The organism is Rhodococcus sovatensis (assembly GCF_037327425.1).
In the GTDB taxonomy this organism is placed as follows: domain Bacteria; phylum Actinomycetota; class Actinomycetes; order Mycobacteriales; family Mycobacteriaceae; genus Rhodococcoides; species Rhodococcoides sovatense.
Window position 1 is genome coordinate 4,765,746 of record NZ_CP147846.1, and the last position, 16,267, is coordinate 4,782,012.

General features: G+C 64.2%; 11 protein-coding genes. 1 reads left to right on the plus strand and 10 read right to left on the minus strand.

Annotated elements, in window-relative coordinates; all coding sequences use genetic code 11:
* Nucleotides 1-15: 15 nt before the first annotated feature.
* From WDS16_RS22225 to WDS16_RS22260, 8 genes are all read right to left on the minus strand, one after another.
* Nucleotides 16-1,212: an N-acetylmuramoyl-L-alanine amidase gene (locus tag WDS16_RS22225; protein WP_338887779.1), complete on the minus strand. Its 1,197-nt coding sequence runs from the start codon at nt 1,210-1,212 to the stop codon at nt 16-18.
* 206 nt (nt 1,213-1,418) lie between these two features.
* Entirely contained in the window at nt 1,419-1,751 is a 333-nt protein-coding gene (gene trxA, locus WDS16_RS22230; RefSeq protein ID WP_338887781.1) for a thioredoxin, read from the minus strand.
* Between the two features lie 56 nt (nt 1,752-1,807).
* Nucleotides 1,808-2,797, minus strand: a complete 990-nt coding sequence (trxB, locus tag WDS16_RS22235; protein ID WP_338887783.1) for a thioredoxin-disulfide reductase — start codon at nt 2,795-2,797, stop codon at nt 1,808-1,810.
* Nucleotides 2,798-2,938: 141 nt separating this feature from the next.
* Complete coding sequence (locus tag WDS16_RS22240) at nt 2,939-3,694, minus strand: hypothetical protein (protein WP_338887785.1); 756 nt, start codon at nt 3,692-3,694, stop codon at nt 2,939-2,941.
* A gap of 56 nt (nt 3,695-3,750) precedes the next feature.
* On the minus strand, nt 3,751-4,344 hold the full coding sequence (gene sigM, locus WDS16_RS22245; RefSeq protein ID WP_338887787.1) for an RNA polymerase sigma factor SigM: 594 nt from the start codon (nt 4,342-4,344) through the stop codon (nt 3,751-3,753).
* A 123-nt stretch (nt 4,345-4,467) separates the two neighbouring features.
* Entirely contained in the window at nt 4,468-8,589 is a 4,122-nt protein-coding gene (locus WDS16_RS22250) for a lipid II flippase MurJ (protein WP_338887789.1), read from the minus strand.
* Nucleotides 8,586-10,943, minus strand: a complete 2,358-nt coding sequence (locus tag WDS16_RS22255) for a DUF6049 family protein (RefSeq protein WP_422395695.1) — start codon at nt 10,941-10,943, stop codon at nt 8,586-8,588. The genes WDS16_RS22250 and WDS16_RS22255 overlap by 4 nt, the downstream gene beginning before the upstream one ends.
* Complete coding sequence (locus WDS16_RS22260) at nt 10,943-11,500, minus strand: NUDIX hydrolase (protein ID WP_338887792.1); 558 nt, start codon at nt 11,498-11,500, stop codon at nt 10,943-10,945. The genes WDS16_RS22255 and WDS16_RS22260 overlap by 1 nt, the downstream gene beginning before the upstream one ends.
* A 272-nt stretch (nt 11,501-11,772) precedes the next feature.
* Here WDS16_RS22260 and WDS16_RS22265 point away from each other — a divergent pair, with 272 nt between their 5' ends.
* The gene (locus tag WDS16_RS22265) at nt 11,773-13,239 is read left to right on the plus strand and encodes a CCA tRNA nucleotidyltransferase (protein ID WP_422395696.1); all 1,467 of its coding nucleotides are present in this window, start codon (nt 11,773-11,775) and stop codon (nt 13,237-13,239) included.
* A 91-nt stretch (nt 13,240-13,330) separates the two neighbouring features.
* On the opposite strand, the gene WDS16_RS22270 is transcribed toward WDS16_RS22265, so the two are convergent.
* Entirely contained in the window at nt 13,331-14,821 is a 1,491-nt protein-coding gene (locus WDS16_RS22270) for a DUF4185 domain-containing protein (protein WP_338887794.1), read from the minus strand.
* Nucleotides 14,822-14,888: 67 nt separating this feature from the next.
* Nucleotides 14,889-16,187 carry a hypothetical protein gene (locus WDS16_RS22275; protein WP_338887795.1) on the minus strand — a complete coding sequence of 433 codons (1,299 nt, stop codon included), beginning with the start codon at nt 16,185-16,187 and terminating at the stop codon, nt 14,889-14,891.
* Nucleotides 16,188-16,267 lie beyond the last annotated feature (80 nt).

Here is a 16,267-nt window from a genome sequence, read left to right on the forward strand (position 1 = left end):
GCGGCTGGTTACACGTCAGCGACGGTCGGCGGCAGCCAACTCCTCGGCGAGCAGTTCAGCGAATGTGAATGTGCCCGTGGGTTGATCGTCCTGGCCGAGAAGATACAGACGCTTGACGGCAATGAGGATCGCCTCGGCGATGACGTCTCGTGAGCGAGGGTCACTCAAGACCGCCACATCGGAAGCGCTTGTGAGATAGCCCAAGTCGACCTGCACGGTCGGCATATTGGTCAGCCGCAGCAGATCCCAGGTGCGCCCATGACTACGGCAATCCAACAGTGGTGTGCGAGCAACGATCTCACGTTGGATGTATCCGGTGAGGACCTGACCGATCAGCGAGGTCGAGCCGTGCGAATTGCCGAAGTGGAAGCTCGCGACACCGTTGGCCGCCGAGCTGGTACTGGACGCGCACCTCAGTGAGATCATCAGGTCGGCGTTGAAGGCGTTCGAGGTCTCGGCTCGGTCCGCGACACTCGGGTTGGTTCCGCGAGCTCGGGACAGAAAGGTTTCCATCCCCGTCGCTGCCATCCGGCCCTCGAGGCGGCTGGCAACATCCCAGAGAATTTCGGCTTCCGAGATCCGACCGAATACCCCGTCGACGATCATTCCTGTTTCTGAGCCACCGAGGTCGGGGTCGATGACGATGCGCTTGCCCGTCAGTTGTGGACCGGACTGACGGACCAGCTCTTCTTCACTGATCGCGTGCGGTGATCCGCCGGTGACTCGTGCGCCGAGCAGCTCCAAGGACCGCAGCGTGGCCGGACCGCAGATACCGTCGGGCGTCAAGCCGATTTCGCGCTGGAACGAGGACAAGCCTTCGTGGGTCTTGGGACCGAAGTAGCCGTCGACGCGTTCGCTGTAGAAGCCCAGATCTTGGAGTCGCGTCTGCAAAGTCGCAACGTCGTCGCCATAGAGCGGCGCCGACAGTTGATAGATCAGCGTGCGTGCGCCGAGCCGGTACGACGCTTCCTTCAACGAGCGATAAGTGGCCGGGCCGACGACGCCATCGACGAGTAGGCCCCGATGCTGTTGAAATGCCCGGACAGCCCCGTCGAGTGCTGAGTCGTAGTCCGAGGCAGGCGCGCTCCAGTGGAGTGGATCGCCGGATCGAGTGTCGTCGTCCTGCTCATCCGGTAGAAAGCCGAGGGAGATGAGGGTGCCCCGTACCTCCGCGACGGCGGGACCGGAATCGCCGTGCCTGAGTCGGTGCATACCTCGTGACCTCTCGCAGAAAGTACGATTTCGTGTCGAGCCGTCATCACCTGGGGATTCACGGAACTCCCCGGAGAATCAGTCGTCGAACACAAAAGTCGATGTACCGACCCTGTGCCAGCACATCAGACGATTGTCGCAGAAAGTGGCCGAAGGACCGTAATCCACGCCGTCTTTCGCGTGGACTCGGTCCTACGGCGGTTACGTCACAGAACGGATTCGAGATCCTTGAGCAGGGCGGCCTTGCCTTTTGCGCCGACGATCTGCTTCACGGGCTTGCCACCTTGGAAGAGAATGAGCGTAGGGATGGACATGACCTTGAAATCGCGTGCGGCCTGTGGATTGGCATCGATGTCGAGCTTGGCGACGGTCAACTTGTCGGCGTGCTCGGCAGCGATTTCCTCGAGGACCGGCGCAACCATCTTGCACGGGCCGCACCAGGTCGCCCAGAAGTCCACGAGAACTGGCTTCTCGCTGGTCAGTACATCGTCGACGAACGATGCATCGGTGATCGTGACGGTCTTCTTGTCATCGGACATCTGGCTGTGCTCCCTGTGTTGGTGAAGTGGTTCGAGTGAGTGAGATCGGTCGAGCGTCAGGCCGACACGACATCGACCGGCTGGTCGGCGTGTTCGAGGGTGTTGGTGGTGATGTCGCCCTGCTCGGCAAGCCAGCGTTCGGCATCGATCGAGGCCGTGCAGCCTGTACCTGCAGCGGTGATTGCTTGCTGGTAGACGTGGTCGACCAGGTCGCCTGCTGCGAAAACTCCTGCGACGGATGTGGCCGACGTCGGAGATGCGACCTTGACGTAGCCGGCCTCGTCGAGCTCGATCTGACCCTTGACCAGCTCGTTGCGGGGATCGTGCCCGATCGCGACGAACATGCCGGTGACGTCCAAGGTCGTCTTCTCGCCGGTGAGCGCATTCTCGAGAGCGAGTCCCGTGACCGATGTGTCACCGAGAACCTCGAGGACCTTCGTATCGGTGAGGAAGGTGATCTTGTCGTTGAGTTTGGCGCGCTCGAGCATGATCCGCGACGCGCGGAACTCGCTGCGACGATGAACGATGGTCACGCTGCGGGCAAATCGCGTGAGGAACGTGGCTTCCTCCATGGCGGAGTCACCGCCGCCGATGACGGCGATGTCCTGGTCGCGGAAGAAGAACCCGTCACAGGTTGCACAGGCGCTGACTCCGCGGCCGAGCAGCTTCTCCTCGCCGGGAATGCTCAGGTACCGCGCTGCCGCACCCATGGCCAGGATGATCGCGCGAGCCTGGTAGGTCTCGCCGTTGGCCGAGACTGTCTTGATTTCACCGGACAGGTCCAGCTCCTCGACATCCTCGGTGCGGATGTCGGCGCCGAAACGTTTGGCTTGCTCGCGCATCTGCTCCATGAGGTCCGGGCCCATGATTCCGTCACGGAAGCCCGGGAAGTTCTCCACCTCGGTAGTCGTCATCAACGCGCCGCCGAACTGAGTTCCTTCGAACAGGATGGGTTCGAGCTCGGCCCGGGCTGCGTACACGCCAGCGGTATAACCGGCGGGTCCCGAACCGACGATGATGAGATCGTGAACCTTGGGCGTAGTCATGCGGACCTTCCGATTGAAGTTCGAGGGCGAACTGCCTGTAGTCGCCGACTCCAGACGTGTGTGTTCAACACCAGGGTAAGGGGTGTTGTTCCCGCTCGTATGGCTCGACCTCGGAGTATCCAACAGGCGGGAATGCCATCGTCAATCGATATCCCGGCGTACCAGGACGCCAGGGTGTCCGAGACCGCAGTCGGTGTCGACGGCCAGAAGCGTCAACCCCGTCTCCTGATCGGGTTTCGGTAGGACGAGCATGACACCGCGCTGCCCGTCGAGGTCCACTCGAGCAGACCCGAGCACAGAGGTGGAGGAATCGAAACCGTTGGCGGCGAGACACCCGGGCAACGCACCGGACTCGAGCAGATCATTGGTTTCGCGATTCGCCATGACCTCGTAGGCGACGGACGCGTCCAGGCTGTCGGAGTCGACAACCAGCGACGGTGAATCCGCTGGAGGAGCGTCGGCGACGAGATCCTGCGCACCCTCGTCACTTGACGTTGCACTGTTCACAACGATCGCTGTCACCACGACGCCGAGTGCAACCGTCGCCGCGACGCCCGCGACGATCGCGAATCGGACACCTCGTTTTCGCGAAACCAGTGTGACGACGTTGGTGGCTTCTGCGCCGGATTCATGTGCCGCCTCGGCGAGGGCTCGATCGATTCGCTCTGCAACCTCCGGGGGAAGTGGTTCTCCCTGGGCAGATCCACGGCCTGCTGCTGCCAGGCGGGCCGTGACGGCATCGAGGGCGGTGAGGACATCCATGGCGTCGGGATCCTGCCGAACAAGAGGCCACAGCTGCGCGCTGACGGACTCTGGAAGTGCGCCTGCATGAAGATCGGCGAGGAGTTCGAGAGAGTACGGCCGCGTAGGAAGGGGGTCGGTGCCGTGTGAAGCCATCGCGATCTCCTTTCCATGCACAGTCTCCCTACACATGTTAAGACGCGGCCGGCGTTCTATCGGTTCCCGTCGTACCGAAGAAACTCGAGATGAACCGCCAATTTGAGCCTGCCTCTAGCGCAGCGGCTCTTGACCGTTCCTGCCGGTACCCCGAGGAGTCGTGCCGCGTCGGCAACGGAATACCCCTCCATGTCGACTGCCACGACTGCTGCGCGCTGCTCGGGTGCCAGCGTCATCAGTGCGTTGTGCACCTCGATGGAGGTCTCCGCGGTCGCCATCGGGTCGCGCGAATCGGCAGGATCGAACGAGTCGCCGTCGGGTAGCGACACCGTCGGCCTCGATCGATTTCGTCGGATGCGATCCAAACACGCGTTCACGACGATTTTGTGCAACCAGCTACGTACTGCCGCATCCGCCCGGAACGACGCCGCTGTGCGATGTGCAGACAGCAGGGCTTCTTGCAGCGCGTCGGCAGCATCCTCGGTCGTGTAGCTGGTCCGGCGCGCGGTCATCCACAGGTGCTCCTGATGTCGATGGACGAGCGTCGTGAACGCCGTCTTGTCACCTGCGACGTGCGCAGCCAACAGTTCGACATCGGAGCGCCCACCGAGCAGATCCCCGACCCCTTCGTTTACACCTGCAATCCCCATACGAAAACGGCTCCCCCCGTGTTACCGCATTGTTGGAGAGCCTAGAGCATAGAGACCGCACAGTATGAAAAGATCTTCTTTTCAAGCACTGTGCAGGTGAAACGGATGTCTACAGGGCGGTGATCAGGATTGTCCGGTGAAACCGAAATCCGCGATCGACGACTGGTTGCGTCCACTGTCGGTGCTGAGACCGGTAATCCATACGAGAACGTGGCTCGTCGGCTCCGTCATCTGCAGAGGGATGTCGGTGACACCATTTCCGAGAGTTGCCTCGCCGATGATCGTTGTGTCGCTCAGGCTCGGTGAATCGCTCGGGGCCGACCTGATTTCGACGACTGTGCCGGGTGACGGCGAGTTCACATACGCACTGGTGAGCACCGACGACGACGGCAGTGTGGCGAGCAGGCCCACGCCGTCCTTGAGCGACGGGAATGGCTGGAAGTACGAGTCCGATGCCCACACCGTCGACGGATCGCCGTCTGTCGCATTGGACGCCGTCGAGGCATTGTCGGCACTTCCCTGCGGTGAGAACACCTCGACCGAGTCGATGGGAACGGAAGTCGCGGCCGGGGTCGCAGCTTCAGGAGCTCCTGGTGCAGGTGGCACGGTCTCCGGCGTCGTGAGACCGAAATCCTGTTGCGTCAGCGGCTCGTCGGAGCTGCCACCGGCGATGGTGGTGAACAGCCAGTAGCCCGCAAAGCCGAGTACGACGACGGTCAGAGCGCCGAGAACAGCAAGCGCGATATTGGTTCGTCTCGATCGCTGCTGTTGTGCCGCAATCTCTTCCGGGTCCGCGAGGGAATGTCCGCTGGCTCCTGGAGCCCGCTGTCCCAGGCGAAGAGCAGGCATCAGGTCGGTCTTGTCGTTGACGACTGCAGCTTGGTCGAGGACGTGCTGGACGGTTGCCGCAGTCCTGATTCCGCTGTTCTGTTCGAGTGCTCGCACGGCGACAGCCGAGATTTCGAACGGGACATCGGAGCGAATCCGACGTGGCTCGACGGCATTGCCGTTGGCGTCTCGCTCGGCGGGCTTCATTCCACCGACCGAACGCAACTGTCCGTCCGGACGTGTGTTGCCGGCTGCGTCGACGATGGGCCATCGTGCGGTGATCAGGGCATAGAGCATGGCGCCGAGCCCGCGAACGTCCGAACCGGGGTCGGCGTCGGCGAGTGTCGCGGGGAACGCAAGTACGGCGTCTCCGCTCGTGCTGATACGCACACGATCGGGGTGGTCGATCGACAGGGCGCCGCCGCTGCGGTGAGCCGCTTCGGCAGCTCCCGCCAGTGCTTTGATCGCTCGCGCTGCACCAGTCGGGGATGGAACGGTGTCTGCCATCTCGCGCAGTGACCGACCGGGCGTCCATTCGGCGACGACTATGCCACCGGAACTTCCGCGCACGACGTCGAGCACGCGCGCAAGTCCGGGTGAGTTGATACGGCCGAGACGCAATGTGCGCGACAGGATTGCCTGCGGACCTTCCGGTCCAGCCCCCGAGACATCGCTGGCGCGTTGGTCGGCGTCGACGAACGTGAGCGCCACCTCGCGGTCGAGCTTCACATCGTGTGCCTGCCAGAACTTCAGTCCGCGAGCACCACCGTGCGGGGCCAACAACCGGTAGCGGCCACCGGCAACCGATGCTCCCGGAATGAGTTTGGGACCGCGCAGGGCGCGCGAGGTGTCACTTGCAGCGGGCGGAGCCGTCTTGCCGCCGACTGCAGTACCGGGCTCGACCTTCGACGTAGCGCCGGCGGCCTCGTCGGAAGCCTGGTCGCGCGTGGCGGGTGCCGTTGGTTTGTCCGCCGAGGCCGCGGCGAGTGTGCTTGTCTCCGAAGGGGTCTCGTCGGTGCCAGTCTCGTCGGGATCGCCCGGCTGTTGCGTCACCGGTTTGTCCGCCGCTGTTTTGTCCGCCGCCGGCTTGCCTGCGGAGGCCTCGACTACGGAAGTCTTCTCGGTCGAGTTCTCGTCGGAGTCTGTGGTGTCGGACGACGGTGTTGTGGGCGCAGCCGTCTTCGGCGGAACCGAGGGCACGTGTGCGCGCTCGTCCACCTCGACTCCACCAGGTGCTCGGTCGGCTCCGTTCTTCACGGGCTCGGCCGGCCCCCCAGCCACTTCGTCGTCGGTCACTCTCACTCCTTCACGCGTATTTGCCCCGGATTGCCCCACACGGCCACCCCGTACGGGTGGACTTGGCGGGGACGGCGTCCCGGTTCGCCGAGGTCCAGGGTACGGGAGTCGGTCGCGTGCAGTGTCCCATGCAGCGTCGGAGCTGACGACCGGTATCGCTGCAGTCTGCGGGGTGGAGACGGGTTCGACCGCTTCGGGGACGGGCGCGGTCCTGCCGCGCACTCGATCGACCAGTTTGCGTACGGCGACGGTTACCGCCAAAACCTCTGGAATTCGGCCGAACCACAGGATTCCGAAGGTGATCCCGAGCATGAGGACGGCGCAAATGCCGACGCGCAGCAACGCTCCGATCACTCCTAGCGGTTCGGTGACATCGCCGAGTCCGACGATGCGGTCGATGGCGAGCATCGCGGTTCCGCCTGCTGCGGATGCGATGAGCACCATCCATATGGTCTTCCCGATGTTGATCATCCGCAGGTTGCCGAGGCTTCGATGCAGCAGGAATCCGCCGATGCAGGCTCCGACGACGAATCCGAGACCGTTCGCGACGCCGAGCCAGAGGACGACCTGCTGATCGTTGCGTGCGACGACGGGTGCCAAGGCGGACAGCGCGATCTTGACGCCGGTGATACCGAGAATGATCCAGGTCGGTGTCCAGGCCTGTTCTCGTGCGTAGAAGACCCGGAGATGTATCAGGACCAGTGCGTACGGGATCAGGGTGAAGGCCGACCAGCTGACTGCTTCGCCGAGTCGACTCGCATCGCTGGCGAAGTTGCCGAAACCGAATAGAGCTTCACCGACCCACGGACCGGCGAAGGTGAGGAACACCACGATGGGGACGAGTGCGACGAGGGTCATTCGGGTAGCGACGGACAGATCGTCGACGACGGCTGGAGTGTCCCCGTTGGCTGCGTTTCGGCTGAGCCGCGGCATGATCGCCGTCAGCACCGTCACGCCGAGGATCCCGTAGGGCAGCTGCAGCAGAATCCACGCTTGCGAGTAGATCGCCGGACCGGCTTCGTCGGCACCGGCGGAAATCTTCGTCGCGAAGACAAGCCCAGCCTGGCTGATGACGACGTACAGGATGATGGCGGCAGCCATGCCGCCGAAGGCTTTGAGACGGGCGTCGAATCCCCACAGCGGCCGCAGGTCGATCTTCTCTCGCCGCAGAGCTGGAATCAGGGCCGCGACCTGGGTCACCACACCGGCAGTGACGCCGAGACCGAGGATCAGAATGTGCGGGTCGCTCATCTCGACCGGATCGAGCGTTATCTCGCCTGGCACGAGGAAATACAGCGAGAAGATCCCGAGCACGACCAGGTTGTTCCACACCGGAGCCCAGGCACCGGGTCGAAAGTTCTGTCGAGTGTTCAGTACCGCAGTCAGCAACCCGGACAGGCCGTAGAACAGAATCGCCGGGAGGACAAGGTACGACAACGCGATCGTCAATTCACTGCTGACCTTGGCATCGTCGTCGATCAGCATTCGGCTCAGCACCGGCGCGCCGATTGTTGCGATCACCGCGACGACGGCAAGCATCGTGAACGCGATCGTGAACAGTCGGCGCACGAACGACGTGCCGCCGTCGGAATCTTCCATTTCGGCACGCACCAGAACCGGCACGACGATCGCGCTGAGCACGGCGCCGAGGACCAGCTCGGAAATCATGTTCGGCAGAATCGTCGCTGCCGTGAAGGAGCTTGCGATCGCGCCGCCGAGGATCGCCAGCATGACGACCTGTTTGAAGAATCCGGTGATCCGACTGACCAGCGTTGCCACGGCGATCGACCCAGTCGACGCGAGCAGGCTCTTCTGCTTCGCCGGTGGGCGGGTGTCGGGCTCGGGTGTCGGTTGCGGCTGGTCCGGGACCGGCGGGTAGTCCTCGTCGCGGAACCGGGGAATGAGTTGAGTGACGGAATTGTCCGGTGCGGGCCCGCCGTCAGGAGACGGTGGGGCCGGGTAGCTGCGCATCTCGCGCGGCCGTGCGTATGCGTCGCGTTCCCACGGCGCCTGACGCGGCGGATCGACGCGTCTGAACACTTGGGCTGCAGGCAGCCGAGTACGCGGGCCATCCCCCCGGTAGGGCATGTCGCCCGAGTGGGGGATATTGCTACCCGTCATGGCCGTTCGTACCCTTCGTCTGCGGGGTCCGGCTGACCCCTGAACCGGTGCAGAAGTCTGCGGCCGGCGAGTAGTAGCAGCAGAACCCCCGCGGAGGCGGTGATGATCGCCAAAGCCTGTCCGTATGCGTTAGACCGTACGGACACTGTCGACGCTTCGCCCAACTGCTGGCCGTCGAGGGTGGTCAGGGAAAAGTCGACGGTCAGGTTGCGGCTGTCGTCGACCTGGGCCGGAACTGTGATCGTTCGGCTTCCCCGCGCAGGCAGTGCCATGGCACCGACGTCGCTGACGGTCATTTCGGGCGGGGCGTCGACCCGCAGCCGCACGTTGACCCCGACGGGGAGGTCGTTGCGGGCAACCAGCAGTAACGGACTCTGTTCGGACGCCAACGTGTAGACCCCGCCGGGGGCGAGGACCGTGACGGATCGAAAGATGCCGTCGAGGCCGGCCTCGGAGCCGTCCATCCGTACTCGAGCTGCGTTGGACGCGTCATCGGAACGATCGGCGGTGCCGATCGCACGCAGCAAGTCCTCCCGAAGCGGGGCTGTGTACAGGCGCGGTGTCAGCGCGGACTGAGGGTCCTCGACCAGCGAGCCCCGCAGCGCATCGATGCGCTTGCTCTGCGCGCGCACGCGGTCCTCGAGATTCACGTCACGGTCATCCTGATCGACGGTCCTGGTCTCGACAGGTAGTCCGGTCGGCTCGGCCGCGGCAAGCTCGGCGAAGGGTCGCGCCGTCGCGAGACCAGAACGAAGCAGCGACGAGACGGTTCCGAGAATGGCGTCCGGTTCGTCGCCACCAGCCGTCCAGTACTGGGGTGGAGCGACCGTCAACGTGCGCGGCGAACCGCCTGTCGGAGCCAACGCGTGATACGCGATCGCGCCCAGCCCGTCCTGTAGCCGAGCGGTCCTGGAATCGCTGGTCAGGTCGTAGCGCTGATCCTCGGGCGTGAACGCAGGCGTGGTCGGGTTGTCCCCGACGCCGGCCAGCGCGGTCGACGTCGCAGCGTCGAACACCGTGGCATTCAGTTCCGCGTCGACACTGCTGCCACCGACCACGCGGGCAACGGCCCCGGACGCAGTCGGCGCGATGCTGTTGTCCGCGAGCAGTGCAGTCTGTGCACCGCTTGACCGCACCGCCGCAGCTCCGGTCTCGCCGAGCTGTCCCGTCGGACTCCAGACGATGCCGCGAACCGAGGACACTCCGAGGATGGCGTCGACCACATCGGCCGGCGATTCGAGCGCGGTCGACACCAGGGACGCGTCGCCGACGTTGCCCAACGTGTCGAGATCGACTTGCGCGAACGGCAATGCAGTCACACACATCGACTGCGTCAGGGTTTCCAGTCGGCTCAACCAGTTCGACGCCGCTTCGCGGCCCGTACCTTCGCGAGCGGGCCCGGTCGGATCGGCGGGGTCGTCGACGATCGAGTAGCCGCGAGTCATGTTCGATACGGTCACCAGCAGATCCGGGTCCACGGCGAGACACAGGGATTCGGCCAGGCGTCCTTCCGGGTCCAATTCGGCAGTCGTCGCGAACTCGACGGCTTGCAGCAGCTCGTCGAGCCGTCCGCCCGGTGCCAACTCGCCGGCGAGTTCGTCGTCGACGAGACGTACTTTCTCGTCCAACGAACCAGGGATTCCCGCAGCAAGGCGAGGCCTGTCGGCCAGCGGCCACAGCACGGTCGTCGCCACCGGATCGTCCGTGTTGGGCGGCAACGGCTGTGCATCGGGTGCCGTCGGGTCGATCGCGGTCGGATCCCGCGGAACCCCAGTGACCGGCAAGAGGAATCGAGCGTCGTCGAGCCGCGCAGTTCCGCCGTACTCGGGTGTGCCGTTGACGTTGAGCAACAGCGGGTACACACCGGGCTTGTCGATGCCGAGTGACGGGCCCTGAGTGCTTCGAAGCGGCATCGAAATCACGAACTGCGTGCTCGCGCCCTGCTCGAGATTCACGGCGACGTTCTGAAATTCACCTACGTTGAGGTACTCCTGCTGGTCCAACGACAGGGTCGTGCGCAGCTGCTCGGGCGCATCGACAGCGTCGGCGCTTTGCATTCGGACGCTGATGTCGTCGACGCGACGATCCCCGGTGTTCGTCACCGTCGCTCGCACGGTGACGAACGGTTCACTGGTGGTCGTGACCGTCCCAGGTGCCACGGCGTCGACGGACAGCCGCAGGAACTGGCTACCCCGAGTGGTCTCCGGCAGGTCGGTGTCGCCCGACTGATACGAGATCTCGGTTGGGTCCTGGGTCTCCTGGGCACCGGCCGACCCGGGCACCAGAATCGACGCGAGCAGGACGAACATCAGAGCAGTCATGGTGGCCGCTCTGAATCTCGAGCGCCGCACCATCACTCCCCGCCGACGTGCGTCTCGGGATCCGATTTGGTCATACCCTCGATCAGCTGGCTGGCGATCGCCGCCAACTTTCGTTCGTCGGCATACGCCAACCGTGAAGCCAGTTCGCTGAGCGGAACCCACGCGACCTCGGTGACCTCCACGTCCTCATCCGACAACTCGCCGCCGAGGAACCGCAGTAGATAATGGTGGACTGTCTTGTGGACGCGGCGGCCCTCGGTGACGAACCAGTAGTCGATGCTGCCCAGCGACGCCAACACCGAACCGCGTATGCCCGTTTCCTCGGCAACCTCGCGCATAGCGGTCTGCTCGGCAGTCTCGCCCTGCTCGATGTGGCCTTTCGGAAGCGACCACAGCAGACGTCCGCGGCGATCGGTGCGACCGATCAGAGCGGCGCAGCGCTGAGCGGGAGGACCATCCAGACCATCGACGACCAGGCCTCCAGCGGAAGTTTCCCGCACGGTCCGCAGCCGCGGCTTGTCGCTGTCGGCGCGCGCAGTCCGCCGCCGCGGGTTGCGGCGGCTCCTGTTCGCACGTTCGCCAGCAGACACCCAATCCATACTAGATGGAAAGAAGCGGTGATCCCCCTCGCCGCACCGTGATGGTTCCGCGGGCACTCTTTGTACCGGGTTTATTCGGGGTCGTTCCGCAGGCTCCACTCCCGCCTTGAATGGGGTCGTTCCGCAGGCTCCACTCCCGCCTTGAATGGGGTCGTTCCGCAGGCTCCACTCCCGCCTTGAATGGGGTCGTTCCGCAGGCTCCACTCCCGCCTTGAATGGGGTCGTTCCGCAGGCTCCACTCCCGCCGCCTAGGCTTTCTCGACGTGGCCGAGAAGTCTCCGATCCCCCAACCGTCCGACGAGTCAGCCGACCGTCGCAGTCGGCTGTTGGCGTCGGCTGCGAAGACCCTGAACAAACTCTCCGATGTGCTTGCCCCTCTGGCGGCGAGATTTGCAGCCGATGGCCACGAGTTGTACCTCGTCGGTGGAAGCGTGCGCGACGCCGTCCTGGGCCGCCTCGGCAACGATCTGGACTTCACGACAGATGCCCGACCGGAGGACGTGCAGCGTCTGCTGTCCGGCTGGGCGGACAATCAGTGGGACACCGGAATCGCTTTCGGCACCGTCAGCGCCGCCAAGGGTGATCAGCAGATCGAAATCACCACCTTCCGAACCGATTCCTACGACCAGGTCTCGCGCAACCCCGAGGTGCAGTACGGCACGAGTCTCGAAGAAGACCTGATTCGACGCGACTTCACCGTCAACGCAATGGCAGTACGTCTCGGAGCCGACGGGTCCCAGGAGTTCGTCGATCCCCTTTCCGGCATGGATGCGCTGCTCGAAGGACTGCTCGATACGCCGTCGACGCCGGAGAAGTCGTTCGGCGACGATCCGCTGCGCATGTTGCGCGCCGCCCGCTTCGTGTCGCAGCTCGGGTTCTCGCTGATGCCTCGGGTCCACGAGGCGATCACTGCGATGGCTGGGCAGATCGAGCGAATCACTGCCGAGCGTGTGCAGGTGGAGTTGGACAAGCTGATTCTCGGTGAGTTCCCGATCGAGGGAATCGATGTGATGTGCGAGACCGGACTCGCCACATACGTTCTGCCCGAGGTCCCCGCGATGAAACTCGAGATCGACGAGCATCATCAGCACAAGGACGTCTACTGGCATTCACTGACGGTGCTCAAGCAGGCGATCGACCTCGAAGACGGCGACCCCGATCTCGTATTGCGTTGGGCTGCCCTGCTTCACGACATCGGCAAGCCCGACACCCGCAGGCACGAGGAGGGCGGCGGCGTCAGCTTCCACCACCACGAGGTCGTCGGCTCCAAGATGGTGCGCAAACGAATGCGCGCGCTGAAGTACTCGAAGAAGATGATCGACGACGTGTCCCAGCTCGTGTTCCTGCATCTGCGGTTCCACGGCTACGGCAAGGGGCAGTGGACGGACTCAGCGGTTCGACGCTACGCAACAGACGCGGGAGATCTGCTTCCCAAGCTGCACAAGCTTGTTCGCGCAGACAGCACCACGCGGAACAAGCGTCGGGCCGCAGCGTTGCAAGCGACCTACGACGACTTGGAAGAGCGAATAGCCGCGCTTGCCGAGCAAGAGGATCTGGCCCGGGTTCGGCCCGATCTCGACGGCAACGCCATCATGGAATTGCTGTCGATCCCTGCCGGTCCCGAGGTCGGCAAGGCATGGAAGTTCCTCAAGGAACTGCGTCTCGATCGCGGGCCACTCCCCCGCGAGGAGGCCGAGAAGGCGTTGCTGGAGTGGTGGAAAACGCTGTGAGCTGGGTGTTCGAGCCCTGCGGGCCAGTGGCACGAAAGAGTGCACGGTAGGACACTTAACCGTGCCACTGGGGGCGGAGCCCCCGAAGGTCCTAAGACACAGCAGCTTTCATCAGATACACGTTGTAGCTGTCCCACTCGGAGACGGTGAAATACAGCTCGCCGTCCTTGGACCACGGATGCATGAAGCCGCCGTAAGCCTTGGGGTACTCGGCGGTGCGCACCAGCGTTGTGGGCGGAGTCCACTGGCCCTGTGGTGTAACCGACTCGCGCAGAACGATGTTGCCCGCGATCGGATCGAGGTAGGTCATCTGCCAGATCGACCGCTGGGCGTCGTAGCGAACCGACAGCTCGCTGGCGATACCGTCGGCGATGGGAGTTGCTTCGTTGGAGTCGACCGGCGCCCACGAACCGTTCACCCAATACTGGTAGGCAGTTTTGTTGAGCACGTCGTTCTTCGGCACGCGCGCGAGTCCGACTGTGCCGACGCGTCCGTTGACGGTTCCGAACATGTAGACGTGCTCGCCCTGCGGAACCATCGTCGAGACCTGGAATTTCGAGAGCCCGAACATGTTGTCCCAGCGGGCATGCGGGTCCTTCGTCCAGGTGGATCCGTTGTCGTCGGAGTACGCAATACCCCCGTAGTTGGTCCACCACATTCCCGGCACGGTGCTCCAGCGGCGAATGGACATGTACGACATGTACTGACGGTCGCCGACGGCGAATCCTGACGTCGGGATGACTGTCGTCTCCCAGTTCTTCACCTTGCGGCTGCTGATCAATTCGGCTGCGTGACAGCGTGAATCCTGCACCATACTGTCGATGGACATGCCGTCGGACAAATCGGTGTCGGTGCTGTGACCGAGTGTGTTGCTGCGCCAGTCCGGCCCACCGACGACGCCGAATTCCCAGCCCTTGCCGAACGAGTCACCGAACGCGACGGCGACCTCGCCGGGCTTGCTCTCCCACATGATGCCGAGGTCGGTGCCGTCGACCTGCCAGCGCTTGTCGGTGCGGTTGTCGGAGCCGGGCCCGGTGACCTGCGAGACGACGGAGACATCGCGGACAGCCGGTTGCGGCGGAGCGCTGCTGACCGGGCCCGGTTCCGCGGGATTCACCGCGGCGGGTGGCGCGGGAGCGATCGGCTCACCGGGCGGGCCCGGGATAGGGATCGGAATCGTTTCTGGCTGCGGATCGATCTCGATCCGTGGAAAAGGGAGCTCGGCCGAGCCGGTCCCGTCCGGAACGTCCTCGGGATCGTCCGTGAGGTCCGGGCACGGATCCATGCAGGGGTCCGGTAGTGGCTCGGCCTCGACGCGTGTGCGGTCCGGTGTTGGATCGGGCAACGGAACAAGCTCGACGGACGGGTACGGCACCGGAATGACGAACCGGTCGGGAATGGGGGGAAGCACCGGAGGCGAATCGAGGCTCAGCGGCTCGGGCGGGTAGTCCTTCGGGTCGAATCCGGTTTCGCCGCATGCGTTGACGGGCGGAGCGGGCGCCGCGGAGGCAGGTGTGACCAGTACGGTGCTCGACGCGGTGAGTGCGAGCGCGCACGCCAGAACAGTCGATCTGGCGCGCATATGTGTTCCTCCTGGTTGGAGAGTTCTCGTACCGTGCGGTGTGTAAAAGAAGGTAGCACCGGACGAGCTACCGGGCGCGCCGGGCATTGAGAGCTACGACAACGAGTCCCAGCACGTAGACCACGCCACCCGCCAAGACGACGACGTGGGCCGACGCGTCACCCGCCAGATCGGATCTTGCCGGGCCCACCGCGAATGCCGCCGCGGCGAGGGCGCCGACGAAGAAGATGTTGAAGACGGTGTCCTGCAACGCGAAGACCCGGCCGCGATGATCGTCGTCGATGTCGGTCTGCATCGACGCGTCACCGGTCAGCTTGATGGTCTGACCGGCCGCGCCGAGTAGGAACGCGCCGATGAGCAGACTCGTCTGGGTGAGGGCCGCGATGAACGTCACCTGGACCACCGCGGCGAGTGTCAGCGCCCCGACGATGGAACGAACACGGCCAAGGCGGGGCAGTAGAAAGGGCGTCAGGACTGCAGCGACGAGCATTCCCACGGCGGTTGCACCGAGGGCGATACCGAACCCGGCCAAACCACCCGGAAGCGAACTGGACGTCGTCTCTCTCAGGATCAGGACCATGACGAGCGTGTCGATTCCGAACACGATCCGGTGCGCGCCGATCCCGGCCATCGCCGCGGTCACGGTCGGCGACTTCCAGACTGCGACGGCTCCGGATTTCAGGCCTGCGGCGATGTCGGCGAACGCCTCCAGTGCACCTCGATCATCACGGTCCGTCAGTGTCGCCGGGCCGAGTGACCCTCGGGCAAAACGGGCAGCAGCGACCGTCCCGACGACGGACCCTGATGCCGACACTGCCACGGCGACGCCGGATCCGAGGTCTCCCGCGCCCACGACACCGATAACGGCGACGGCGGCTCCAGCACCCGCTGCAGCGAAACCGGAACCGATGGTGGCGAGGATCGAGTTCATCGGTACGAGCCATGCCGTCCTGATGACGTGCGGCAGGGACGCCGATGCACCTGCCATGACGAACCGACTGAGTCCGACGGTCGACAACGCGAGTAGAAGGAGCGGTGTCTCTCCACCGCCCGTCCACAGGACCGCTGCCGTGGCGACGATGAGCACCATGCGGACCACGTTTGCCCACAGCAGAACGGCCCGCCGATCCCAGCGATCGAGCATCGTGCCCGCGAACGGTCCGATCACCGAGTACGGCACGAGCAACACGGCGAATCCGGCAGCGATTGCGGCTGGGTTGGATTCACGCTCGGGATTGAACAGGATCGCTCCACTGAGAGCGGCCTGAAAGAGGCCGTCGCCGAACTGTCCTGCGAAGCGGATGGTGGTGAGCTTGCCTGCTCCTGGCGAATTGCGTAGCCGTGCCAGGAAGGTTTCGTCGCTCACTCACGGGACTGTAGTCCGAGGGATTCAGGCAGATTCCTCCAGAAGGATAGCCAATACGGAATGTAGTAGTTATGCTACAA

Coding starts and splice junctions, on each gene's coding strand:
- WDS16_RS22255 (WP_422395695.1), bottom strand. CDS start 10,943: ATGGTGCGGCGCTCGAGATTCAGAGCGGCCACCATGACTGCTCTGATG.
- WDS16_RS22250 (WP_338887789.1), bottom strand. CDS start 8,589: ATGACGGGTAGCAATATCCCCCACTCGGGCGACATGCCCTACCGGGGG.
- WDS16_RS22225 (WP_338887779.1), bottom strand. CDS start 1,212: ATGCACCGACTCAGGCACGGCGATTCCGGTCCCGCCGTCGCGGAGGTA.
- WDS16_RS22270 (WP_338887794.1), bottom strand. CDS start 14,821: ATGCGCGCCAGATCGACTGTTCTGGCGTGCGCGCTCGCACTCACCGCG.
- trxA (WP_338887781.1), bottom strand. CDS start 1,751: ATGTCCGATGACAAGAAGACCGTCACGATCACCGATGCATCGTTCGTC.
- trxB (WP_338887783.1), bottom strand. CDS start 2,797: ATGACTACGCCCAAGGTTCACGATCTCATCATCGTCGGTTCGGGACCC.
- WDS16_RS22240 (WP_338887785.1), bottom strand. CDS start 3,694: ATGGCTTCACACGGCACCGACCCCCTTCCTACGCGGCCGTACTCTCTC.
- sigM (WP_338887787.1), bottom strand. CDS start 4,344: ATGGGGATTGCAGGTGTAAACGAAGGGGTCGGGGATCTGCTCGGTGGG.